This is a genomic window from Falsiroseomonas bella (assembly GCF_003173615.1).
Classification (GTDB): domain Bacteria; phylum Pseudomonadota; class Alphaproteobacteria; order Acetobacterales; family Acetobacteraceae; genus Falsiroseomonas; species Falsiroseomonas bella.
Genome location: NZ_QGNA01000005.1, coordinates 43,123 through 65,941, shown reverse-complemented (window position 1 = coordinate 65,941; position 22,819 = coordinate 43,123). Strand labels below are relative to the sequence as shown.

Here is a 22,819-nt window from a genome sequence, read left to right as displayed (position 1 = left end):
CGGGCGCAAGGCCCGCCCCTCCGTGATCAGACCTTCGGGCTCAGTTGCGGTTCTGCCGCTCGAAGTTGCGCAGCACCGCGTTGCCGCGGTTCTGCGCGTTGACCAGCGCCTGCTCGGCGGTCTGCTGGCCCTGGAAGGCGCGCTCCAGCTCCTCCTGGATGATGGTGCGGATCTCGACGAAGCCGCCGAGGCGGATGCCCATCGAGTTCTCCGTCATCTGCCCGCCGCCCCGCAGCATCTGCTGGATGGGGACGTCGGCGCCGGCATTGGCGGGCTGGTCGTAGAAGCCGGTGGCGCGCACGCGCTCGAAGGCGGCCCGCGTCACGGGCAGGAAGCCCGTGTCGGTGTGCCACTTCGCCGCGACCTCCGGCCGGGCGAGCCAGGCGAAGAACTGCGCGACGCCCTGCAGCTCCTCGGCCGAGCGCTGGCGGTTCGGGCCGCCCTGCATCGCCCAGAAGCTGGCGCCGCCGATGATGGAGTTGATCGGCGTCGTGCCCTGGTAGACCGGCAGCATCGCGACGCCCCACTGGAACTGCGCCTCGCGCTGGATGCGCGCGCGCAGGCCGGAGGAGGCGAAGATGATCGCGCACTCGCCCGAAGGGAACAGCGCATCCGCCGCGCCGTCGCGGCCGCCGTAGCGGAACAGGCCATCGCGCTGCCAGTTCACCAGGTTGGTGAAGTGGCGGGTCAGCAGCGGGTTGGCGATGCGCAGCTCGGCGTTCAGCCCGCCGAGCCCGTTCGCCTGGGTCGCGAGCGGGATGTTGTGGATGGCGCTGAACTGCTCCACCTGCGTCCAGGTCGGCCAGGCCGTGGTCATCGGGCAGGCGACGCCGGCGGCCTTCAGCGCGCGTGCCGCCTGTTCCACGCCCTCCCACGTCTCGGGGAAGGCATCAGGGTTCAGGTTGGCGCGGCGGAAGGCGTCCTTGTTGTAGAACACCACCGAGGTCGAGCTGTTGAACGGCATCGACATCATGCGGCCGTCGGGCAGGCTGTAGTAGCCGCGCACGCCCGGCAGGTAGTCGCTGAAGTCGATGTTCACGCGGGTCTCGGCCAGCAGTTCGTGCACCGGCTTGATGGCGCGACCGGCGGCCATCATGGTGCCGGTGCCGACTTCGAACATCTGCACGATGTGCGGCGCCTGGCCGGCGCGGAAGGCGGCGATCGCGGCCACCATCGTCTCCGGGTAGGAGCCGCGGAAGCTGGCGACGACGCGATAGCGGTTCTGGCTGGCGTTGAAGTCGGCGGCGATCTGCTCGAGCATGCCGCCGAGCGGCTGGGTCAGGCCGTGCCAGAACTGGAGTTCGACAGGCTGACCTTGTGTCCCTTGGGCGGAGGCCGGAACGGCGCCTCCTGCAAGGCCGAGCGCGACGGCGCTGGCCATGATCGTACGGCGGAACATGGGCTTTCCTCTCCCGTGGAAGCGTTGGCCGCGGGCTGGTATCGGCCCCGCGTTGCTGCCCTTTTACAGTTTTGTGACCACGGGATGAAGGCCCTTACGCGACGGCTGCCGCCGCCCTCAGACCGGCAATCATGGAGGAGCGCAGCAAATGTTCGCGCGCGGCGGCGGGGTCCCCGGCCACGCGTTGCAGATCGGAAAGCATCGCGGCCCGGCGGGCCGGGTCGGTCTCCCGCATGCGGGCGCGGTTGCGGTCCGCCTGGGCGATGATTTCCTTCTCCGCGATCGGGCGCCGGCGGCGGGTGTAGCGGTCGAGCAGCGCGGCCTCGGCCTCGCCGCGCCAGATCGACGCGAGGGTCGCGGCGAGTTCCATCGCGTCATGGATGCCGCCATTCATGCCCATCCCACCGGAGGGACTGTTCAGATGCGCCGCGTCGCCCGCGAGTACGAGGCGGCCGATACGGTAGGTCTCGACGATTCGCTGGTGGATCCGGTAGGGGCGCAGGTCCGGCACGTCATAGGGCGTGCCCTTGGGATGGATCGCCTGCAGCTTGCGCTCGATCGCCTCTGGCCGCAGCGCGTCCTCCACCGTTTCGCCCGGCGCGGGGTAGAGGCTTGCGCGCCATTTCCCAGGCACGCGCAACAGGGAAAACGTGCCGCTGAAGGCGGGATGCTGCGTCCAGATGTAGTTGACGTTGGAGAGGCCCTCGAAGACCTGCGCGAAGTCGAATTCCGTCGTCGCGAGGATCGTCGTCTCGGGATAGGTGTCGCCCGGGAAATCGAGGCCCATGGCGCGGCGCACGACGCTGCGGGCACCGTCGCAGCCGACGGCGTAGGGCACGCGAATCGGATCGAAGCCGGGGCCGGAGAGCGTGACGCCGTCCGCGTCCTGCGCGACGGATTCCACCGGGCAGCCGAAGCGGATCTCGACCGTGCCGGCGTGCTCCGCGCGGAGCTTCGCGAGCAGCAGCCGCGACAGCTTCCACTGCTCGGCCTGCAAGCGATACGGGTGCGCGGTGTCGTCCTTCAGCACGGAGAGGTCGAAGACGGCGCGCGCGCCATCCTCGTGCCGGCGGATCTGCCAGGTGGGCGTGACCAGGCCCTGCGCGATCAGTGCATCGGCCAGGCCGAGCTCGCCCAGCATGTCGAGCGTCGGCGGGTGGAAGGTGGAGGCGCGCAGGTCCTCGCTGATGTCGGCCTCGGCTTCGAGCACCAGGCTCGGCACGCCGAGCGTGGCGAGGCGCAGCGCCAGCACCAGCCCGACCGGGCCGGCGCCGATGATTGCGATGCGACGATCCATGCTGCTCATGCCCCTTCGCGCGCCGGCAGCGCCTCCAGGTAGGTGCCGTAGCCGCTGTTGCGCAGCGGCTTCGCCAGCGCGCGGAGCTGCGCCGTGTCGATGAAGCCCATGCGCCAGGCGACCTCCTCGGGGGCTGCAATCTTCTGGCCCGTGCGCTTCTCGATCGCGCGGACGAACTCGCCGGCCTCCAGCAGACTGTCATGCGTGCCGGTGTCGAGCCATGCGAAGCCGCGGCCAAGCTGCGTCACACGCAGCGTGCCTTCCTCGAGATAGGCGCGGTTGAGGTCGGTGATCTCCAACTCGCCGCGCGCCGACGGCTTTTGGGCGCGCGCGAAGGCGGGGGCGCGGCCGTCGTAGAAATAGAGGCCCGTCACCGCCCAGTTGGAGCGCGGCGCCTTCGGCTTCTCCTCGATGGTCAGCGCGCGGCCCTCCGCGTCGAATTCCACCACGCCGTAGCGCTCGGGATCGGCGACGCGATAGGCGAAGACCGTCGCGCCATGGCCCGATGTCGCGTCGCGCGCGGCGGCGAGCTGCTCGTCCAGCTCGTTGCCGTAGAAGAGGTTGTCGCCGAGCACGAGGGCGGAGGGCGCGCCGCCCAGGAACTCCTCGGCGAGGATCAGCGCCTGCGCGATGCCGTTCGGCTTCTCCTGCACGGCGTATTCGATGCGGATGCCCCAGCCCTCGCCGGTGCCCAGCAGGCGCTGGAACAGCGGCATGTCGTGCGGCGTGGTGATAAGCATGATCTCGCGGATGCCGGCCAGCATCAGCACGCTGAGCGGGTAGTACACCATCGGCTTGTCGTAGACCGGCAGCAGCTGCTTGGAGACGGCGAGCGTCGCCGGGTGCAGCCTGGTGCCGGCGCCGCCGGCGAGCACGATGCCCTTCATTCCTGTCATTCCTTCTCGGGGCCGAGCAGCGCATCGAGGCAGCGCGCGAGGGAGACGCGCCAGTCGGCCGGCGCGATGCCGTGGATGCGGCCGATCCTGCCGCAATCCAGCCTGCCATCGGCGGGTCGTCGGGCGCGGGTGGGATAGTCGGCGGTCGCTATGGCGGCAAGCGCCGGGCGCGGATGGCCGCGGCGCGCGGCGCCGTCCAGGATCGCGGCGGCGAAGCCGTGCCAGCTAGTGTGCGGCGCGCCGGTCAGGTGGAACAGGCCGAAGCCGGGATCGCCGGAAGGCGCGGCGACCAGGCGGGGCGCGAGGCGCGCGATGGCATCGGCCAGGTCGTGGGCGAAGCTTGGCGCGCCGAGCTGGTCTGCGACGACGCGCAATTCCGGGCGCTCGGCAGCCAGGCGCAGCATGGTCTTCACGAAATTGGCGCCATGCGGGCTGCAAACCCAGGCGGTGCGCAGGATGACGCTGCGCGGATTGGCAGCGAGTACTGCCTGCTCGCCCTCGAGCTTCGTGCGGCCGTAGATGCCGAGCGGGTTCGGCAAGTCCTCCTCCACATACGGCGCGCCCTTGGTGCCGTCGAAGACGTAGTCGGTGGAGAGATGGAGGAAGGGCAGGGCGCGCGCGGCGGCGGCCTCGGCCAGCCAGCCGGCGCCGTCGCGGTTGATCGCTGCGGCGAGGGCCGGCTCGTCCTCGGCGCGGTCCACCGCCGTGTAGGCGGCGGCGTTCACCACGAGGTCAGGCGCGGCGCGGTCCAGAGCGGCGGCGATTCTTCCGCGATCGGTGATGTCGAGCTCTGGCGGCTCCAGCGCGGTCACGGCATGGCCGTCGCGCGGCAGGCGATCCCGCAGGGCGCGGGCGACCTGGCCTTCGCGTCCGGCGACGAGCACGCGCATCAGAAGATGGGGCCGAGCTCGGCCAGGCGCGGCAGGCGGCGATCCTTGTCGGAGAGGATCGCCTGCTGCGGGCCGACGCCCCATGCGATGCCCAGCGCGGGGTCGTCCCAGGCCAGGCCCCGATCGGCTTCCGGCGCATAGGGGGCGCTGGCCTTGTAGGCGACCTCGGTGTCGGGGGCGCGCGTCGCGAAGCCATGCGCGAAGCCCACGGGGATGTAGAGCATCCGCGCATACTCTGCCGCGAGTTCGACCGCGATGTGGCGGCCGAAGGTCGGCGATGCGGCGCGCAGGTCCACCGCGACGTCCAGGATGCGACCGCGCAGCACGCGCACCAGCTTGGCCTGGGCATGCGGCGGCGCCTGGAAGTGCAGGCCGCGCACCGTGCCCGCGTGGCGCGACAGCGACTGGTTGTCCTGCACGAACTCCTCGGCGATGCCGAGCGCCCGGAAGTCGCGGCGGCTGTAGGTTTCGGCGAAAGCGCCGCGGGCGTCGGCGAAGGGGCGGAGAGTGATCAGCAGCGGGCCGGGGAGCGGGAGGGGCGTCGCCTGGAAATTGCCGGACCGCAGCGGGGTCGGCGCCTCGTCCGGCATGGTTCCTTTGTCCCTTCGCGCAACGCAACCGTGGCGGCTGCTTAACCCGGCGCGCCAGGGCCGGGAAGCGCCGCCATGTCTGTGGGGCGGGCCGATTCAGACCTGCGGTCTTTGGGGCCCTTCGGTCATCGGGCCGCGTTGTATGTGTAACGGGCCGATTCAGACCTTCGGGCCTTGCGGCCCTTCGGTCATCGGGCCGCTGGCCTCCGGCTCAAGCCCCGCCGCGAGCCGCTCGACCAGCTCCAGCTGGCGCGGCAGGCAGACGCTGCGCAGGTCGTAGCGCTCCACGATGCTCTGCCGGCCGGCGGCCGCCAGCGGCGCATGGCCGGCGGGGTCGGCCAGCACGCCGAGCACGCTCCGCGCGATCGCCTCCGGCTCGAAGAAGGGCACCAGCAGGCCGTTCTCGCCATGCGTGATGGCCTCCGCGACCGGCGGCGTGTCGGAGCCGACGACGAGCGCGCCGCACGCCATCGCCTCCAGCATCGACCAGGACAGCACGAAGGGATAGGTCAGGTAGACATGCGCCGCGGTCACGCGGAACAGCTCGTGCAGCGCTTCGTGCGGCACGCGGCCGGTGAAGTGGATGCGCGAGAGGTCGAGCTGGCCTTCCATCTCGGCCAGGATCTTCTCCTTCCAGCTTGCGGCGCCATCGGGCCTGCGGCCGTAGGAGACCTCGTTGCCGCCGACCAGCACGGCCTGCAGGTCGGGCCTCTCGCGCTGCATGATCGCCAGCGCCTGCATGAACGAAGGGAATCCGCGATAGGGCTCGAGGTTGCGCGCGACATAGGAGATGACAGGGTCGCCCTTGCGGAACTCCCGTCCCTCCGGCGTGCGGAAGACGGCGCCCGGCCGCGGCGCGCAGCGGGCGGTGTCCACGCCTTCGTGCAGGGCGGTGATGCGCTGCCGCGCCCAGTCGGGGTAGCGGCTCCATTGCCAGCGCGTCGGGCTCACGCCCCAGTCGGCGGCCTGGAGCGAGATCAGCTGCGTCGCGTTGAGGACCCGCACCCGCGCGGCGTCGTCCAGTGAGACGCCCTGGGCGGGGTCGAAGCCGAGGTCCTGGCCGAAGGCGTTGTAGTAGAATTCCCAGTAGTAGAGCGTCTTCGCCCGCGGGAAGACGTCCTTCAGGAACAGCCCCTCGCCCCAGCCGGGGTGGCAGACGATCACATCCGGCCGGAACCCGTCCTTGTCCCGAAGCTGCACCAGGCGGTTGGCCAGGTGCTGGCCGCGGCGCACCGCGGCCTCCAGCGGGCGGATGTAGCGATGCGTGTGCTCCCCGGCGCCGCGCGGCGCGCCATAGGCGATGTAGGCGACACCCGGTGCGCTGTAGCCGGGCTTCTCGCCCATGCCGACCACCTGCACCCCGGCGCGCTCCGCCAGGGCCGGGGCAAGGTGCGCATACTGGCCCGGGAAGTTCTGGTGGATGAACAGGGCGCGGAGCGGTCGGCGGGGCTGGAAATCGGGCATCATCGGTCCGGCGGTGGCATCGCGCCGAGGCTGCGGGGCCGCCCAGGCAGGGTCAAGCCGCCACCTCCCGCATCCGTGAACGGGGCGCGGGGGGCCGGGAGCGGCGCCAGTCGCTACAGCATGGGTGCAACGTTGGGAGCGGCTTCGACGCATGCAGCAGGAGGATCGGCGCAGGCGGCGCGGCGGCGGCTCGCCCCGGGAGGCTTTCTGGTGGCGGGACGCGGTGATCTACCAGCTGCACCTGAAATCCTTCATGGATTCCAACGATGACGGGATCGGCGACTTCGCCGGGCTCATGGCGCGGCTGGATCATGTCGCGGGCCTCGGCGTGGACGCGATCTGGCTGCTGCCCTTCTACCCCTCGCCGCTGAAGGACGACGGCTACGACATCAGCGACTACACATCGGTCAATCCCGACTATGGCCGGCTGGGCGATTTCCGCCGCTTCGTGGACGAGGCGCATGCGCGCGGGCTGAAGGTGATCACCGAGCTGGTCATCAACCACACCAGCAGCGATCATCCCTGGTTCCAGCGGGCGCGGAACGCGCCGCCGGGCTCGCGCGAGCGCGACTGGTACGTGTGGTCCGACGACGACAAGCGCTATTCCGGCACGCGCATCATCTTCTGCGACACCGAGACGTCGAACTGGACCTGGGACCCGGTGGCGAAGGCCTATTATTGGCATCGCTTCTACAGCCACCAGCCGGACCTGAACTTCGACAATCCGCGCGTCATCGCCGCGGTGCTGCGGGTGATGCGCTTCTGGCTCGACATGGGCGTGGACGGGCTGCGGCTGGACGCCGTGCCCTATCTGATCGAGCGCGAGGGCACGACGAACGAGAACCTGCCAGAGACCCACGCGATCCTGCGGCGCATCCGCGCCGAGCTCGACCGCCGCTACCCGAACCGCATGCTGCTGGCGGAAGCGAACATGTGGCCGGAGGACGTGCAGCAGTATTTCGGCGACGGCGACGAATGCCACATGTGCTTCCACTTCCCGCTGATGCCGCGGATGTACATGGCCGTGGCGCAGGAGGACCGCTTCCCGGTCACGGACATCCTGCGCCAGACGCCGGACATCCCCGAGGGCTGCCAATGGGCGGTGTTCCTGCGCAACCATGACGAGCTGACGCTGGAGATGGTGACCGATTCCGAGCGCGACGCGCTGTGGTCGGTCTATGCCGCGGACCGGAGGGCGCGGATCAACCTCGGCATCCGCCGGCGCCTGGCGCCGCTGATGGAGCGCGACCGGCGGCGGATCGAGCTGATGAACGGGCTGCTGCTCTCCATGCCCGGCACGCCGGTGATCTACTACGGCGACGAGATCGGCATGGGCGACAATGTCTATCTGCGCGACCGCGACGGGGTGCGCACGCCGATGCAGTGGTCGCCGGACCGCAATGGCGGCTTTTCCCGAGGCGATCCGGCCGCGCTGGTGCTGCCGCCCATCCAGGACCCGCTCTACGGGTTCCAGGCGGTGAATGTCGAAAGCCAGCTGCGCGATCCGTCCTCCCTGCTGAACTGGACGCGGCGGATGCTGGCGGTGCGCAAGCGCACGCGCGCCTTCGGGCGCGGCGGGATGCGGCTGCTCTATCCGGGCAACCGCAAGGTGCTGGCCTATCTGCGCGAGCTGGACGGGGAAGTGGTTCTCTGCGTGTTCAACCTCTCCCGCGCGGCGCAGGCGGTGGAGCTCGATCTGTCCGACATGGCAGGCCGCGTGCCGGTGGAGATGCTGGGCGGCACGCCCTTCCCGCCGGTCGCGGGAGTTCCCTATGTGCTGACGCTGCCGCCCTATGCCTTCCACTGGTTCCTGCTGGCGCAGGGCGCGGCGCTGCCCGCCTGGCACGTGCCGGCGCCGGAGCCGCTGCCGGAGTTGCGCACGCTGGTCGCAAGGCCGGGCGCGGCCTGGCTCGGCGCCGAGGCGGCCGCGCTGCTGGAGCGCGAGATCCTGCCGGAATGGCTGCGGCGCCGGCGCTGGTTCTCCGCCAAGGAGAGCGGGGCGGTCACGACGCGGATCAGCTACGCCGTGCCGCTTGCGGGCGGCGACCGGATGCTGCTGGCGGAGGTCGAGACGCAGGGGCGCTCCGGCGGGGCGCGCTGGCTGATGCCGCTGGCGCAGGTCCCGGAGGAGGAGAGCGCGAAGCCCGCCGGGCAACTCGCCATGGCACGGCTGCGCCAGGGCGCGCGGGTCGGGCTGGTGACCGATGCGGCCGCGACGGACGGCTTCGCGCGCGCCGTGCTGGCCGCCTGCCGCGAGCGCCGCAGCCTGGCGACGCCGGAGGGCCAGGTGCAGTTCCGCGCCATGCCCGCGCTGATGGAAATGGACCTGCCCGAGGCGCCGGAGGTGCGCCGGCTGGGCGGCGAGCAGAGCAACACCTCCATCATCCTGGGGGAGGCGGTGGTGCTGAAGCTGCTGCGCCGCCTGCAGCCGGGCCTGCACCCCGAGGCGGAGATGGCCCGCCACCTGACCGAGGCCGGCTATCCCGGCACGCCGGCGCTGCTCGGGGAGGTGGTGCGGGAGGCGGAGGGCGGCGCCACGACCACCCTCGCGCTGCTGCACGCCTTCGCCCGCAACCAGGGCGATGCCTGGGCCTGGACGCTGGACTGGCTGGCCCGCACCGTGGACGAGGCCGCGCTGACCGAGGCAGAGCCGGATGAGCCGCTGGCCGGCTACCTGCCGCTGGCCGAGGCGATCGGCCGAAGGCTGGCGCAGATGCATCTGGTGCTGGCGCAGCCCAGCGCCGATCCGGATTTCGCGCCGGAGCCGGCGGATGCGGCGATGCTCGGCAACTGGGTCGAGGTCGTGGTGGAGGAGGTCTCGCACGCGCTCGACCTGCTGGCGCGGCCCGGCCTGGTGCCGCCGGGCGAGGAGGAGGTGCTGGCGGCGCGGCTGCTGGAGCATCGCGGCGCCTTGATCTCCGCCATCCGCGCGGCGGCGCCGGCCGCGGCGGGCCTGCTGGCGACGCGGGTGCATGGCGATTTCCATCTCGGCCAGGTGCTGGTGGCGCCGAGCGATGCGGTGATCCTGGATTTCGAGGGCGAGCCGGCGCGCCCGCTGGCGGCGCGCCGCGCCAAGGGCAGCGCCTGGCGGGACGTGGCGGGGCTGCTGCGCAGCCTGGACTACGCCGCTGCCGTCGCCGCCGCGACGGAGGAGAGTGGCGCGGCCACCGCGGCGCCGACCGGTCGGCGGACGGAGCTGATCGGGCACTGGCGCGATGCCGCCGGTGCCGCCTTCCTTGCTGCCTACCGCGCGACCTGGGAAGCCGAGACGGGCGCGCCGCCGGCGGGCGAAGCGGCGCTGCTCGATCTCTTCGTCATGGAGAAGGCGGCCTACGAGATCGCCTATGAGGCGGCGAACCGCCCGGCCTGGCTGCCGGTGCCGCTACGGGGCCTCGCCGCGCTGGCGGAGCGGTTGCTGGGCGAGGGCGGAGACTGACTGCCCGTGCCGCGCGCTGTCAGGGACGGACGGGCGCGGCGCATTTGGTCTGCGTGAGGTGATCGCCCACGTCGATCTGGATCGAGCAGTAGACGACCGAGCCGTCCTGGCGGAGCACCCAGACGCCCGTGCGGATCCTGTTGCCGCTGACAGCCTGGCCGCCGGGCACGATGGCCACCGCACTGGTCGCCATCGCGGCGGCAGCCTCGTGCGGTGGCGCGACGAAGGTCACAGGCTCGGTCGCGCAGGCGGCGCAGAGGAGCGAGAGGCCAAGGGCAGGCAGGACGCGGAAAATGGACACGGGGCGATCCTCGGGGCGGCTTCCAGCGGAAGATGATTACGCCCGGCCGGGCCTGGTGCAACGGAACAGATCCGGCCGGCTGCACGGCGTGGCCGGCGATCCGGCCCCCTCGACCGCGGCGCGCGCTTTGCTTAACTCCGCGTCATGACCGCGACGCCCATCGCCTTCACGCTGAACGGCCGGATGCAGACGCTGCCGCCCGGAACCTCGCCGACGACCTCGCTGCTGGACTGGCTGCGCGGGGCGGCGGGGCTGACCGGGACCAAGGAAGGCTGCGCGGAGGGCGATTGCGGCGCCTGCACGGTGGTGCTGGAGGGCGCGGATGGCGCGCGCACGCCGATCAATGCCTGCCTGACGCTGCTCGGACAGGTGCATGGGCGGGCGGTGCGCACGGTGGAGGGGCTGCGCGCACCGGATGGCGCGCCGCATCCGATCCAGGTGGCGATGGCCGAGAGCGACGGCACGCAATGCGGCTTCTGCACGCCGGGCATCGTCATGTCCGCCTGGGCGCATGCCCGCATCGGCGGGGATGTGCATGAGGCGCTGGCCGGCAATCTCTGTCGCTGCACCGGCTACCGTCCCATCGTCGAGGTTTTCTCGGGCGTTTCGGACGATCGCGGCGGGGGGCCGGTGATGCAGCCGGTGGCGTCGGCGCGCTTCGAGGCGCCGGGGCAGGTGTTCTGGGCGCCCGCGACGCTGCCGGAACTGCTGGACCTGCGTAAGGCGCACCCCGAGGCCTGGCTGCTGGCGGGCGGCACCGATCTCGGCCTGCGCGTCTCCGACCATCGGGAGGTGCCGGCGGCGGTAGTCTGCCTGCTGAACGTGCCCGATCTGCACGTAGTGGAGGCTTCGGCGGAGGGGCTGAGGCTCGGCGCAGCGGTGTCCTATGCGCGGCTGCTTGATCTCTGCCGGGCGGAGGCGGGATTCGGGCCGCTGGCGTCGCTGCTCGCGCGGCTGGGGTCGCGGCAGATCCGGGGGCTCGGGACGCTGGGCGGCAATCTCGGCACTGCCTCGCCGATCGGGGATGCGCTGCCGCCGCTGGTGGCGCTGGGCGCGACGGTGACGCTGGCGTCGCTGCGCGGCGAGCGGAGGATGCCGGTGGCGGAGTTCCTCACTGGCTATCGCAGCAACGCGCTGGCGGCGGATGAGGTGATCCTGCGCGTGTTCATCCCCCGCCCGCCCGCGGAGGCGCTGCTGGCGTGCGAGAAAATCAGCAAGCGGCACGACCAGGATATCGCGACGGTCGGCGCGGCGATGCTGGTGCGCGTCGAGGGCGGCGTGGTCGCGGAGGCGCGGCTGGCCTTCGGGGGTGTCGGCGCGACGGTGATCCGTGCGGCGGGCGCGGAGGCGGCGTTGCGCGGCAATGCCTTCGACGCGGCGGCGGTGGAGGCGGCGGCCGAGGCGCTGGCGCGCGACATCGCGCCGCTGTCGGACTGGCGCGGCAGCGCGGCCTATCGCCTCGCGGTGGCGCAGGGGCTTCTGCGGCGGCTGCATCTGCGCGCGACGCGGCCCGACCTGGTGCATGACGTCACCGCGCTGGAGATCGCGTGATGGACGGGATCGCGACGAAATCCGTCGGCGCCGCGCTGCGCCATGACAGCGCGCTGAAGCACACCACCGGCGAGGCGCGCTACGCCGACGACATTCCGGAGGCGCTGGGCACGCTGCATGCGGCGCTGGTGCTTTCCGCGGTGCCGCATGGCACGCTGACCGCGCTGCGCAACGAGGCCGCGCGCGCCATGCCGGGCGTGGTGGCGATCATCGCCGCGGCCGACGTGCCCGGCGAGAACGACATCGGCCCGGCGACACAGAAGGAAAAACTCTTCGCCGATCCGGTGGTGGAATTCGCCGGCATGCCGCTGGCGATGGTCGTCGCCGCCACGCGCGACCAGGCGCTGCGCGCGGCGCAGGCCGTGCAGGCGGAGATCGCGGCGCTGGAGCCGGTGCTGACCATCGAGCGGGCGCTCGAACTCGGGCAGGATGTGGTGCCGCCGCAGGTGATCCGACGCTGCGATGCCGCCGCCGCCATCGCAGCGGCGCCGCGCAGGCTCTCGGCGGAATTCCGCGCCGGCGGGCAGGAGCATTTCTACCTGGAAGGCCAGGTGGCGCTGGCGACGCCGGGCGAGGGCGGCGACATGGCCGTGGTCTCCTCGACGCAGCATCCCTCGGAAGTGCAGCACATCGTCGCCCGCGTGCTGGGCTGCGGCTACAACCAGGTGACGGCGACCTGCCGGCGCATGGGCGGCGGCTTCGGCGGCAAGGAGAGCAACGCAAGCTGGGTGGCCGCCGCGGCGGCGATCGGGGCGCGCGTCACGGGGAAGCCGGTGAAGCTGCGCTTGCCGCGCCGCGCCGACATGATCGCTACCGGCAAGCGTCACCCCTTCCTGTATCGCTGGACCGCGGGCTTCGACGACACCGGCCGCATCATGGGTCTCGAGGCGCTGCTGGCTGCCGATGGCGGCTGGAGCCTCGACATGTCGGGCGGCGTGGTCTTCCGGGCGGTGACGCATGCGGTGAATTGCTGCGACGTGCCGGCGCTGGCGATCACCGCGCGCGCGGTGAAGACGAACACGGTGTCCAACACCGCCTTCCGCGGCTTCGGCGGACCGCAGGGCGCGCTGCTGATGGAGGATGTCGTTCATCGCGTCGCCGCGGCGCTGGGGCGCACGCCGGAAGAGGTGCGCGCGCGCAATTTCCTGGGCGTCGGCGGGAACAGCGACGAGCTGCCTTATGGCCAGCGCGTGGAAGGCGACCTCATCGCGCGCGTCTGGGCGGAAGCCAAGGCGGACTCCGAATGGGACCGTCGCCGCGCGGAAATCGCGGCCTTCAACGCATCGCATCCCACGCTGCGCCGCGGCCTTGGCAGCATGGTGCTGTGCTTCGGCATCTCCTTCGGCATCCGCCACCTGAACCAGGCGGGCGCGCTGGTGCATGTGTATTCCGACGGCTCCATCCGCCTGAACCATGGCGGCACGGAGATGGGGCAGGGGCTGTTCGTGAAGGTGGCGCAGATCGTGGCCGAGGCCTTCGGCGTCGATCTCGACCGCGTCGCCATCACCGCGACGAGCACGGCGGAGGTGCCGAACACCGCGCCGACCGCGGCCTCCACCGGATCGGACCTGAATGGCTGGGCGGCGCACAACGCCGCCGTCGCGATCCGCGGCCGTATGGCGGAGGTCGCGGCGGCGAAATGGGGCATCGCGCCGGAAGCGGTGGTCTTCGCCGATAACCGCGCTTGGGCCGAGCGCGCCGGGGCGAACCGGTGGCTGGATTTCGGGGAACTCGCGAAGCTCTGCTTCATCGAGCGCGTCAGCCTCTCCGCGACGGGTTTCTACCGCACGCCGGACATTCACTGGGACCCGAAGGCGATGAAGGGAAATCCCTTCTTCTACTTCTCCTACGGTGCGGCGGTGGCGGAGGTGGTGGTGGACACGCTGACCGGCGAGCATCGGTGCCTGCGCGCCGACCTGCTGCAGGATTGCGGGCGCAGCCTCAACCCGGCGGTGGATCTCGGCCAGATCGAGGGCGCCTTCGTGCAGGGCATGGGCTGGCTGACCTGCGAGGAGCTGTGGTGGGACGCACAAGGGCGCCTGCGCACGGTTGGGCCATCAACGTACAAGATACCCGGATCGCGGGACGTGCCGCCGGTGTTCCGCACGCGGCTGCTGGAAAGCGCGCCGGCGCGGGTGGACACCATTTTCCGGTCGAAGGCGGTGGGAGAGCCGCCATTGCTGCTGGCGACCAGCGTGTGGAATGCGCTGAAGGACGCGATCGGCACCCCGGCGCTGGATCTGCCCGCCACGCCGGAGCGGGTGCTTATGGCCTTGCGCAACAAAGGGTGACCCGATCGGGCAGGAGTACGATAGCCTCCCCGAAGCCTTGCGGGGAGGATGGCATGGCAGCGGATACCGGCCCGGCGATCCGGGCTTTCTTCGACGAGCCGACCAACACGGTCAGCTACCTGGTCTGGGATCCTGCGACGAAGCGCGGCGCGGTGATCGATCCCGTGCTGGACTGGGACAACCGCAGCGGCGAGGCCGACCTGAAATCCGCCAAGACGCTGCTCGACGCGGCGCGCGAGGAAGGCGTGACGGTCGACTGGGTGCTGGAGACGCATGTCCATGCGGACCACCTGACCGCCTCGCCCTGGATCAAGCGCGAGACCGGTGCGCGCATCGGGATCGGGGAGGGCGTGAAGCAGGTGCAGACCATCTTCCGCCCGGTCTTCAACCTGCAGGACGTAGTGCCCGAGGGCGGCGACTTCGACCACCTGTTCCGCGACGGCGAGCGTTTTCGGATCGGCAGCCTGGACGTGGAAGTCATGCACCTGCCGGGACACACGCCAGCCTGCGTCGCGTACCGCATCCTGCCGCCGCAATCGGAGCCCGACGGTGTCTCCGACGTCTTCGTCGGCGACACGATCTTCATGCATGACTACGGCACGGCGCGGGCGGATTTCCCGGGTGGCGACGCGCGCACGCTGTACCGCTCGATCCGCCGCCTGCTGTCGCTGCCGCCGGAAACGCGGCTGTGGATGTGCCACGACTACAAGGCGCCGGGGCGGGATGCCTTCGCCTGGCAGAGCACGGTGGCCGAGCAGCGCGCGCAGAACCCGCATGTGAAGGATGGCAAGACCGAGGAGGAGTTCGTGACCTTCCGCACGCAGCGGGATGCGAAGCTCTCCGCGCCGACGCTGCTGTTGCCCTCGATCCAGGTGAACATCCGCGCCGGCCGCTTCCCGGCGGCGGAGGCGAATGGCGTGCGCTACCTGAAGATTCCGGTGAAGGCCAAGGTTCCGGACAGCGCCTTGTCCTGAGGCGCGGGCGCCCGCACTCTCCAGGCCAGATCGGCGACCTTGGGAGGAAGCATGCGCCTCGGGATGATCGGCCTCGGCCGGATGGGCGCCAATCTAGTGCGGCGGCTGGCGAAGGCGGGGATCGGCGCCGTGGTGTGGGACCGCGATCCCGCGGCCGTCGCCGCGCTGGCGGCGGAGGGGGCGGAGGCGGCGACCGACGTGGCCGACTTGGTGAAGCGCCTCGCCCCGCCGCGCGCCGTCTGGGTGATGCTGCCCGCGGGCGACGCGACCGAAGGCGCGCTGGCGGAACTCGCGACGCTGCTCTCGCCGGGCGATGTCGCGATCGATGGCGGCAATGGGATGTGGAAGGACGCGGAGCGCCGCGGCGCGATGCTGCGCGGAAAAGGCGTGGACTTCCTCGACATCGGCACATCAGGCGGCGTGTGGGGGCTGGCGCGCGGCTACTGCCTGATGATCGGCGGGCCGGCGGAAGCCGTGGCGCGGCTCGATCCGATCTTCCGTGCGCTGGCGCCGGGCGAGATCGCTGCATCGCCCACTCCGGGCCGCGATGCCGGCGCGGATCCGCGACCGCCGCAGGGCTATGTGCATTGCGGGCCGAACGGCGCCGGGCACTTCACCAAGATGGTCCACAACGCCATCGAATACGGGATGATGCAGGCCATGGCGGAGGGGCTGGAACTGTTGCATGCGCATGACGCGCAGCTTCCGGTGCCGGACATCACGGAAGCCTGGCGGCGTGGTTCCGTCGTGGCGTCCTGGCTGCTCGACCTGACGGCGCAGGCACTGGCGCATGACGGGGAGCTTTCGGGCTTCACCGGCCGCGTCGGCGATTCCGGCGAGGGGCGCTGGGCCGTGCAGGCGGCGATCGAGAGCGCGGTGCCGGCGCCGGTGCTCTCGGCGGCGCTCTATGCGCGCTTCCGCTCCCGCCAGGACGGACCCTTCGCGGACCGCGCGCTGAGCGCCATGCGGAATGCCTTCGGTGGGCATCTCGAACCGAAATGAGCGCGCTGGTCGTCGTGATGGGCGTCACCGGCGCGGGCAAGAGCACGGTCGGCACGAAGCTGGCGGAGCGCCTGGGCGTGCTGTTCCGCGACGCCGACGAGTTCCATCCGCCCGCCAACATCGCGAAGATGAGCGCGGGACAGCCGCTGACCGACGACGACCGCTGGCCCTGGCTGGATGCCATCGGCGCGCATCTGGCGGCGCATTGCGGGACCGGCTGCGTCGTGACCTGCTCCGCACTGAAGCGCGCCTATCGCGACCGGCTGCGCGCCGCGGCGCCCGGCCTGCGCTTCGTCCACCTGCATGGCGACGTCGCGCTGGTCGCCGCGCGGCAGGCGGCGCGGCAGGGACACTTCATGCCGGCGAGCCTGGTGCCGAGCCAGTTCGCGACGCTCGAAACGCCGACGCCGGATGAAGGCGTGATCACGCTCGACGTCGCGGCGACGCCGGATGCGCTGGTGGACGAAGCGATCGCCGCCCTGCGGGAGGAAGCACGATGAGCACGGAGTTCCGCGGGATCTACCCGATCCTCTACGCCTTCTTCGGCGCCGATGGCCGGCTGGACGAGGCGGCGATGCGGAGGCAGGTGCGCTGCTGCCTGGCCGGCGGCGCGCATGGCCTGGCGGTGCTGGGCCTCGCGACGGAAGTGAACAAGCTCTCGCCGGCGGAGAAGCGCGACGTGGTGCGCTGGAGCGCGGAGGAGATCAACGGGCGCGTGCCGCTCGCGGTGACCGTCGCCGAGGCGACGGCGGAGGACGCGGCGCAGTTCGTCCTGGACACGGAGGCGTTGGGCGCAAGCTGGATCATCCTGCAGCCGCCCCCGGTACGCGGCCTGCCGGAAGCGGAATACGTGGCGTGGTACGGGCGCGTCGCGGAGCTGGTGGGCCGGCACAGCGCCATCCCGCTCGGCATCCAGAATGCCGCGGCCTATATCGGCGTCGGCCTCTCCACCGCGGGCATCGCCGCGCTGGCGCGCAACCATGCCAATGTGAAGCTGATCAAGGCCGAGGACAGCGCGGTGGATGTGCAGCGCCTGATCGAGGCGACGGGCGGCGCGCTGACGGTGTTCAACGGCCGCGCCGGGCTCGAGCTGCCGGACTGCCTGCGCGCGGGCTGCGCGGGCATGATCCCCGCGCCCGAATGCGCGGATGTGCAGGCGCGGGTCTACGACCTGTTCGCCGGCGGCGATGTCGCGGGCGCGGATGCCGAGTATCGCCGCATCGCGCCGATGATCGCCTTCGCAATGCAGGGCGTTGCGGTCTTCCTCTGCTACGGCAAGCGCATGACGGGCTGGCGCATGGGCCTGCCCGAGGTGATCGAGCGCCCGCCGGCGCTGGCGCCGACGCCCTTCGGCCTGGATTGCGCGCGGCGCTTCGCGGCAGAGCTCGGCCCCTATCCCGGCGCACGGTGAGCGATGCGGGTCGCGATCCTCTCCGACATCCACGCGAACCGCGAGGCCTTCGAGGCCTGCCTGGCGGATGCGGCGCGCCGCGGCGCGCAGCGGCTGGTGCTGCTGGGCGACATAGTGGGCTACGGCGCGGATCCCGTCTGGGCGGTGCAGCGCACGCGCGAACTGGCCGAGGCCGGGGCGGTCGTCATCAAGGGCAACCATGACGAGGCGGCGGTGGAGGATCGCGGCGGCATGACGTCCGACGCCGGCGCGGCCGCCGCCTGGACGCGCGCAGTGCTGGACGATGCGGCGAAGCGCTTCCTCGACACGCTGCCGATGGAGGTTGAGGAGGAGGATCGGCTCTATGTGCATGCCGACGCCCAGCATCCGACGCGCTGGCGCTACACGCGCGACGCGGAGGATGCGCGCGCCGCGCTGGAGGCGGTGCGCGCGCGCGTCGTGCTCTGCGGGCATGTGCATGTGCCGGCGCTCTACGGGCTGACCGCCACGGCGAAGATCGCGGCGCATCGGCCGATGGCGGAGGTCGCGGTGCCGCTGACGCGGCCGCGCCGCTGGCTGGCCGTGGTCGGCGCCGTGGGCCAGCCGCGCGACGGCAACCCGGCCGCGGCCTATGCGCTGCTCGACACCGAGGCGAACGAGCTCACGACCCTCCGCGTGCCGTACGACATCGAGGGTGCGGCACGAAAGATCCGCGCGGCGGGCCTGCCCGAAGGGCTGGCGGCGCGGCTGGCGCGGGGGCGCTGAGCATGGCGGTGCAGATGCTGCAGGAAGGCCAGGAGCTCGACGGCTTCCGCATCGGCGCGCGGCTGCATGTCGGCGGCATGGCGGCGCTGTTCGAGGCGACGCATCCCGCGCACGACTTCCCCCTGCTGGTGAAGGTGCCGCGCCTGGCGGAAGGCGAGGACCCGGCGGCGATCGTCTCCTTCGAGATGGAGCAGATGATCCTGCCCCGTCTCACCGGCCCGCATGTGCCGCGCTTCGCCGGCGCCGGCGGCTTCGACCGGCAGCCCTACCTGGCGATGGAGCGCATCGCCGGCCCCAGCCTGCTGCCGCTGATCGAGGCGCTGCCGCTGCCCATCGAGCGCATCGCGGAGATCGGCGCGAAGGTGGCCGATGCGCTGGATTCGCTGCACCGGCAGCATGTGGTCCATCTGGACGTGAAGCCCTCCAACATCCTGACGCGGCCGGGCGGCGAGGCGGTGCTGGTGGATTTCGGCCTCTCGCGCCACGCGCTGCTGCCCGACCTGATGGAGGAGGAGTTCCGGCTGCCCTATGGCACCGCGCCCTACATGGCGCCGGAACAGGTGATGGGCATCCGCAGCGAACCGCGCAGCGACCTCTTCGCGCTTGGCGCCATGCTGTATTTCTTCACGACGGGCGAGCGGCCCTTCGGCGATCCGCAGCGGCTGAGCGGCCTGAAGCGCCGGATCTGGCGCGATCCGCAGCCGCCGAGGCGGCTGCGCAAGGATTGTCCCGACTGGCTGCAGGAAGTGATCCTGCGCTGCCTGGAAGTGCAGCCGGAGCGTCGCCACCCGACCGCCGCGCAACTCGCCTTCGACCTGCGCCATCCCGGACAGGTGGCGCTGACGGCGCGGGCGCGGAAGGAGCGGCGCGACGGCTGGGCGCGCACCATCCAGCGCCGGTTCCACCCGGACCACCAGCCGCGCTTCGCGCGCACGCGTGCGGAGATGGAAGATGCCGGCGCGGCCGCGCCCATCGTCATCGCGGCGGTGGACCTCTCCGAGCCGGATGCGGCGCTGCAGGCGGCGCTGCGCGGCACCGTGGGGCGCATCCTCGCGACCCTGCCGGAGGCGCGGCTCGCCTGCCTCAACGTGCTGCGGCAGAACCGTATTGCGCTCGATATGACGCTGGACGAGCAGGGCAACAACAAGCATCTGCAGCGCCTGGTGGAGTTGAAGCACTGGGCGGCGCCGCTTGGCCTGCCGGAAGGCCGCGCGACCTTCCATGTGCTGGAGGCGGTGAACCCGGCCGCGGCGATCCTGGATCATGCGCGGGCGAACCGGGTGGACCACATCGTGATGGGCGCGCGCGCGCAGTCGCTGAAGCGACGCGTGCTGGGCAGCGTCTCGGCCGAGGTCGCAGCCGAGGCGCCGTGCAGCGTGACCGTGGTGCGCTCGCGGGTGGAAGGGGAGTAGGCGCCGCCTATTCCCGCCGGAACGCGGCGAAGTCCGCGCGGGATTTCCCCTCCAGCCCGCGCAGCAGCGCGACCCAGGCGGCGAAGCCCTCCTCGATCGCGGTCTCCCGCCAGTTCTCGTTCGGCGCGTGGAAATCCTCGTCCGCGGTGGCGAAGCTGAACATCACCGTGCCGATGCCGAGCACCCGCTGCACGATGTCGGTCAGCGGTAGCGTCGCGCCCATGCGCACGCGGAGCGGCGTGCGGCCGGTGGTCGCTTCTAGGGCGCCCTCCGCTGCTACCAGCAGCGGATGGTCGCCTTCCAGCAGCGTCGCGACCGTGCCGTCGCGGGTCGGCGCGATGTCCAGCGTCGCGCCCTTCGGGCAATGCGCCCGCAGATGCACCGCGAGCGCGGCGGCGACCTTCGCCGGCACCTGGCCTGGCACCAGGCGCATCGAGAGCTTGGCGTGCGCCTCGGCGGGGATCACGGTCTTGCCGCCCGCGCCGGTATAGCCTCCCCACAGCCCGTTCACGTCGAGCGTCGGGCGCAGCCAGAGCCGTTCGAGGAACTCGGCGTTGCTGCGCCCGCTCGGCGCGATGCCGATGGAAGCGTCATGCGCGGCGACGTCGTAGGGGATCGCAGCGAGCGCGGCGCGGTCGGCCTCCGTCACCAGCGCGGCACCCTCCCCGAAGCCGGCGACCAGGATGTTGCCCTCCGCGTCGTGCAGCGTCGCGAGCAGCCGCGCCATCGCATGCAGCGCGTTCGGGGCGACGCCGCCATAGCGGCCGGAATGCAGGTCCTTCGCGGCGGTGCGGAGCGTGATCTCCGTCGCCATGTTGCCCCGCGTGCCGATGGTCATCGTCGGCAGGTCGGCGCGCCAGCGGGCGCCGTCGGCGGAGAGCGCCGCATCGGCGGCGAAGCGGTCGCGGTTGCCTTGCAGCATCGTGGCGAGGGTGCGGGAGCCGATCTCCTCCTCGCCTTCCAGCAGCACGGTGACATTCACCGGCAGCTGCCCTTCCACGGCGAGATAGGCGCCCACCGCTTCGAGCGCGAGCAGCGACGGCCCCTTGTCGTCGGACACGCCGCGCGCATGCAGGCGGCCGTTGCGCGCGGTGAGGTCGAAGGGGGGCGAGGCCCAGGCCTCCACCGGATCGGGGGGCTGCACATCGTAGTGGCCGTAGACCAGCAGCGTCGGTGCATCCGGCCCCGCGCCGTGCCAACGCGCCGTGACCGCGGGGTGCCCGCCCGCGGCGATCTCGCCGACATCGCGGAAGCCCATCGCGGCAAGGCGCCGGCACCACCAGGCGCGCGCCGCCGCCATGCCCTCGGCATAGGCGGGATCGGTGGAGACGGAGCGGCAGGCGACGAGTTCCGCGAGCCGCGCGACGAAGCCGGCGCGGTCCTGCAGCAGCCGCGCGATGACGGGGTCGGTCAAGAGATCGCCTTCATCAGTTCCCCGAAGGTCTCGGCCGACTGCTCGCGCCGGCCTTCCTCGATGTCGGCGATCAGCCGCCCGACCGCGTTCAGTGCGGGCGTGGGGATACCGAGCTCGGCGGCGAGCTTCGGCACGACGTTGAGTTGTGCGCCGGCCTCGGTCTTGCGCTTGCGTACCGCGAGGTCGCGCCAGATGCCGGAATGGGTCTTGGCGTTCGGCGCGTTGAAGTCGCGCAGCCAGTCCACGGCGCGATGCGCCTCCGCCACGTCGCGGCCGGGCGCGAAGGCCATCGGATCGTATTGCCCGAAGCCGCGGGGCGTGACGCCGCGGGCGAGCGCGACCGCCACCACCTCCCGCCCGAGCGCCAGCCAGGCCGGGAAGCGGGCGGGATCGGCGAAGTTGGCGGTCATCGAATCGTGGTTCAGCGCGGTCGCGAACAGCATGGCGCCATAGGACATCTTGCCCCAGAGATAGCCCCAGATGTCCTCCGTCAGGATCGCATCCGGCTCGAAGATCCTGCAGAGCTCGTGCATCGCGCGCGTGCGGTCGCGGATCGAGCCGTCGATCTCGCCCACCACCACGGCGCTGCGCCCGCCGAACAGGATGCGGCCGGGCTCATGCCAGTCGGCGCTGAAATTCACGAAGCACCCCATAGTGCGCTCGGCGCCCACGGCTTCCGCGATCTCGATCTCGTTCAGCCCGTTCTGCGCCGAGAAGACGAAGCCGTCCGGCTTCAGATGCGGTGCCAGCATGGGCAGCGCGACCTTCGTCGCCTGCGCCTTCACCGCCAGCACGATGCGCGAATAGGTGCCGGTCAACTCCTCCGGCGTCACGGCGGGGATGACCACCGTGAATTCCTCGATGGGACCGAAGATGGTGAGGCCCTTGGTGCGGCAGGCCTCGACATGCTCCTTCACCGTGTCCACCAGCAGCACGTCATGGCCCGCACGCGCCCAGTAGGCGCCGAGCGTGCCGCCAATGGCGCCAGCGCCCCAGATGACTATCGGGTCGGCCATGGGCCCTCCAGCGCTTCGCGAGTCTCGGCGACGCCGGTGTCCCAGATCGCCTGTGTCACAACATCCGGCAGCTGCCACGGCCCGCCGAAGGAGCCGTCCTGCAGCATCTCCCGCACCTTCACGGGGGGCGAGGCCTTCATCAGCGCCGTGTTGACCTGCGGCTTGCGGCCGTCCGGAGCCGGCGCATGGGCCAGCCGCGTCCAGGGAAAATTCTCGAACCAGTTCCCGTGGCTGGCCGAGGCATCGGCCGCCATGGCCGCGGCCCAGGTACGCGGCGCGTTGTACCAGTTGTGGAACTTGATCGAGAGTTCCGGCCGCTCGGTCATCATCTGCAGCGCCAGCGCGCCGACCGGCGCATTGCCGCCATGCCCGTTGACGATGAGGATGCGCCGGAAGCCCGAGCCCGCGGCACTCTCGATCAGGTCCCGCGCCACGGCGAGCAGCGTCTCCACCCGCAGCGAGACGCTGCCGGGGAAGGAAGCAAAGTAGGGCGCGAGGCCGAAGGGCATCGCCGGATAGACCGGCACGCCCAGCGGCTCCGCCGCCTCGACCGCCACCCGCTCCGCCAGGATCGCGTCCACGCAGAGCGAGAGGCCGGCATGCTGCTCCGTGCTGCCGAAGGGCAGCACGCAGCGGTCGTCACGCGCGAGGTAGTCCTCGATGTCGCGCCAGTTCGCGTCCGCGATCCGCATCAGGGCATGCTGCCCGGATCAGTCTCGCGCACCATCGAT

19 protein-coding genes are annotated in these 22,819 nt (G+C 71.5%); 9 read left to right on the top strand and 10 right to left on the bottom strand.

Annotated elements, in window-relative coordinates; all coding sequences use genetic code 11:
- Nucleotides 1-40: 40 nt before the first annotated feature.
- From ugpB to DFH01_RS20980, 6 genes are all read right to left on the bottom strand, one after another.
- Nucleotides 41-1,399 (bottom strand): sn-glycerol-3-phosphate ABC transporter substrate-binding protein UgpB, encoded by a 1,359-nt coding sequence (ugpB, locus tag DFH01_RS21005; protein ID WP_109872481.1) that lies wholly within the window; start codon nt 1,397-1,399, stop codon nt 41-43.
- Nucleotides 1,400-1,493: 94 nt separating this feature from the next.
- On the bottom strand, nt 1,494-2,696 hold the full coding sequence (locus tag DFH01_RS21000; RefSeq protein ID WP_233256219.1) for an FAD-dependent oxidoreductase: 1,203 nt from the start codon (nt 2,694-2,696) through the stop codon (nt 1,494-1,496).
- Nucleotides 2,697-2,701: 5 nt separating this feature from the next.
- Nucleotides 2,702-3,583, bottom strand: a complete 882-nt coding sequence (gene rfbA / locus DFH01_RS20995) for a glucose-1-phosphate thymidylyltransferase RfbA (RefSeq protein ID WP_199231332.1) — start codon at nt 3,581-3,583, stop codon at nt 2,702-2,704.
- A 5-nt stretch (nt 3,584-3,588) separates the two neighbouring features.
- Nucleotides 3,589-4,482, bottom strand: a complete 894-nt coding sequence (gene rfbD, locus DFH01_RS20990) for a dTDP-4-dehydrorhamnose reductase (protein ID WP_109872478.1) — start codon at nt 4,480-4,482, stop codon at nt 3,589-3,591.
- A complete protein-coding gene (gene rfbC / locus DFH01_RS20985) occupies nt 4,482-5,072 on the bottom strand; it encodes a dTDP-4-dehydrorhamnose 3,5-epimerase (protein ID WP_109872477.1) in 591 nt (196 codons plus the stop codon). The genes rfbD and rfbC overlap by 1 nt, the downstream gene beginning before the upstream one ends.
- Before the next feature lie 159 nt (nt 5,073-5,231).
- A complete protein-coding gene (locus DFH01_RS20980; RefSeq protein WP_233256218.1) occupies nt 5,232-6,539 on the bottom strand; it encodes a glycosyltransferase family 4 protein in 1,308 nt (435 codons plus the stop codon).
- A gap of 148 nt (nt 6,540-6,687) precedes the next feature.
- On the opposite strand from DFH01_RS20980, the gene treS reads away from it, so the two are divergent.
- The gene (gene treS, locus DFH01_RS20975) at nt 6,688-9,972 is read left to right on the top strand and encodes a maltose alpha-D-glucosyltransferase (protein WP_109872476.1); all 3,285 of its coding nucleotides are present in this window, start codon (nt 6,688-6,690) and stop codon (nt 9,970-9,972) included.
- Between the two features lie 19 nt (nt 9,973-9,991).
- On the opposite strand, the gene DFH01_RS20970 is transcribed toward treS, so the two are convergent.
- Nucleotides 9,992-10,273 (bottom strand): hypothetical protein, encoded by a 282-nt coding sequence (locus DFH01_RS20970; protein WP_109872475.1) that lies wholly within the window; start codon nt 10,271-10,273, stop codon nt 9,992-9,994.
- 144 nt (nt 10,274-10,417) lie between these two features.
- On the opposite strand from DFH01_RS20970, the gene DFH01_RS20965 reads away from it, so the two are divergent.
- Genes DFH01_RS20965 through DFH01_RS20930 form a run of 8 tightly spaced genes read left to right on the top strand, consistent with a single transcriptional unit; the run spans nt 10,418 to nt 19,658 of the window.
- Complete coding sequence (locus DFH01_RS20965) at nt 10,418-11,824, top strand: xanthine dehydrogenase small subunit (RefSeq protein ID WP_109872474.1); 1,407 nt, start codon at nt 10,418-10,420, stop codon at nt 11,822-11,824.
- Nucleotides 11,824-14,115, top strand: a complete 2,292-nt coding sequence (xdhB, locus tag DFH01_RS20960) for a xanthine dehydrogenase molybdopterin binding subunit (RefSeq protein ID WP_109872473.1) — start codon at nt 11,824-11,826, stop codon at nt 14,113-14,115. Before DFH01_RS20965 ends, xdhB begins: the two co-directional genes overlap by 1 nt.
- Before the next feature lie 53 nt (nt 14,116-14,168).
- Entirely contained in the window at nt 14,169-15,089 is a 921-nt protein-coding gene (locus DFH01_RS20955; protein WP_109872472.1) for an MBL fold metallo-hydrolase, read from the top strand.
- Nucleotides 15,090-15,140: 51 nt separating this feature from the next.
- The gene (gnd, locus tag DFH01_RS20950) at nt 15,141-16,091 is read left to right on the top strand and encodes a phosphogluconate dehydrogenase (NAD(+)-dependent, decarboxylating) (RefSeq protein ID WP_109872471.1); all 951 of its coding nucleotides are present in this window, start codon (nt 15,141-15,143) and stop codon (nt 16,089-16,091) included.
- On the top strand, nt 16,088-16,591 hold the full coding sequence (locus DFH01_RS20945) for a gluconokinase (RefSeq protein WP_109872470.1): 504 nt from the start codon (nt 16,088-16,090) through the stop codon (nt 16,589-16,591). Before gnd ends, DFH01_RS20945 begins: the two co-directional genes overlap by 4 nt.
- Nucleotides 16,588-17,502 carry a dihydrodipicolinate synthase family protein gene (locus tag DFH01_RS20940; protein ID WP_109872469.1) on the top strand — a complete coding sequence of 305 codons (915 nt, stop codon included), beginning with the start codon at nt 16,588-16,590 and terminating at the stop codon, nt 17,500-17,502. The genes DFH01_RS20945 and DFH01_RS20940 overlap by 4 nt, the downstream gene beginning before the upstream one ends.
- A 3-nt stretch (nt 17,503-17,505) precedes the next feature.
- A complete protein-coding gene (locus tag DFH01_RS20935; RefSeq protein WP_109872468.1) occupies nt 17,506-18,246 on the top strand; it encodes a metallophosphoesterase family protein in 741 nt (246 codons plus the stop codon).
- A 2-nt stretch (nt 18,247-18,248) separates the two neighbouring features.
- On the top strand, nt 18,249-19,658 hold the full coding sequence (locus tag DFH01_RS20930; protein ID WP_109872467.1) for a bifunctional serine/threonine-protein kinase/universal stress protein: 1,410 nt from the start codon (nt 18,249-18,251) through the stop codon (nt 19,656-19,658).
- A 7-nt stretch (nt 19,659-19,665) separates the two neighbouring features.
- Here the strand turns inward: DFH01_RS20930 and DFH01_RS20925 are convergent, their stop codons facing one another.
- The 3 genes from DFH01_RS20925 to DFH01_RS20915 are packed head-to-tail and all read right to left on the bottom strand — an operon-like array spanning nt 19,666 to nt 22,780.
- Entirely contained in the window at nt 19,666-21,072 is a 1,407-nt protein-coding gene (locus DFH01_RS20925; protein WP_109872466.1) for a M20/M25/M40 family metallo-hydrolase, read from the bottom strand.
- Nucleotides 21,069-22,088 (bottom strand): ketopantoate reductase family protein, encoded by a 1,020-nt coding sequence (locus tag DFH01_RS20920; protein WP_109872465.1) that lies wholly within the window; start codon nt 22,086-22,088, stop codon nt 21,069-21,071. The genes DFH01_RS20925 and DFH01_RS20920 overlap by 4 nt, the downstream gene beginning before the upstream one ends.
- Nucleotides 22,073-22,780, bottom strand: a complete 708-nt coding sequence (locus tag DFH01_RS20915) for a creatininase family protein (RefSeq protein WP_109872464.1) — start codon at nt 22,778-22,780, stop codon at nt 22,073-22,075. The genes DFH01_RS20920 and DFH01_RS20915 overlap by 16 nt, the downstream gene beginning before the upstream one ends.
- Nucleotides 22,781-22,819 lie beyond the last annotated feature (39 nt).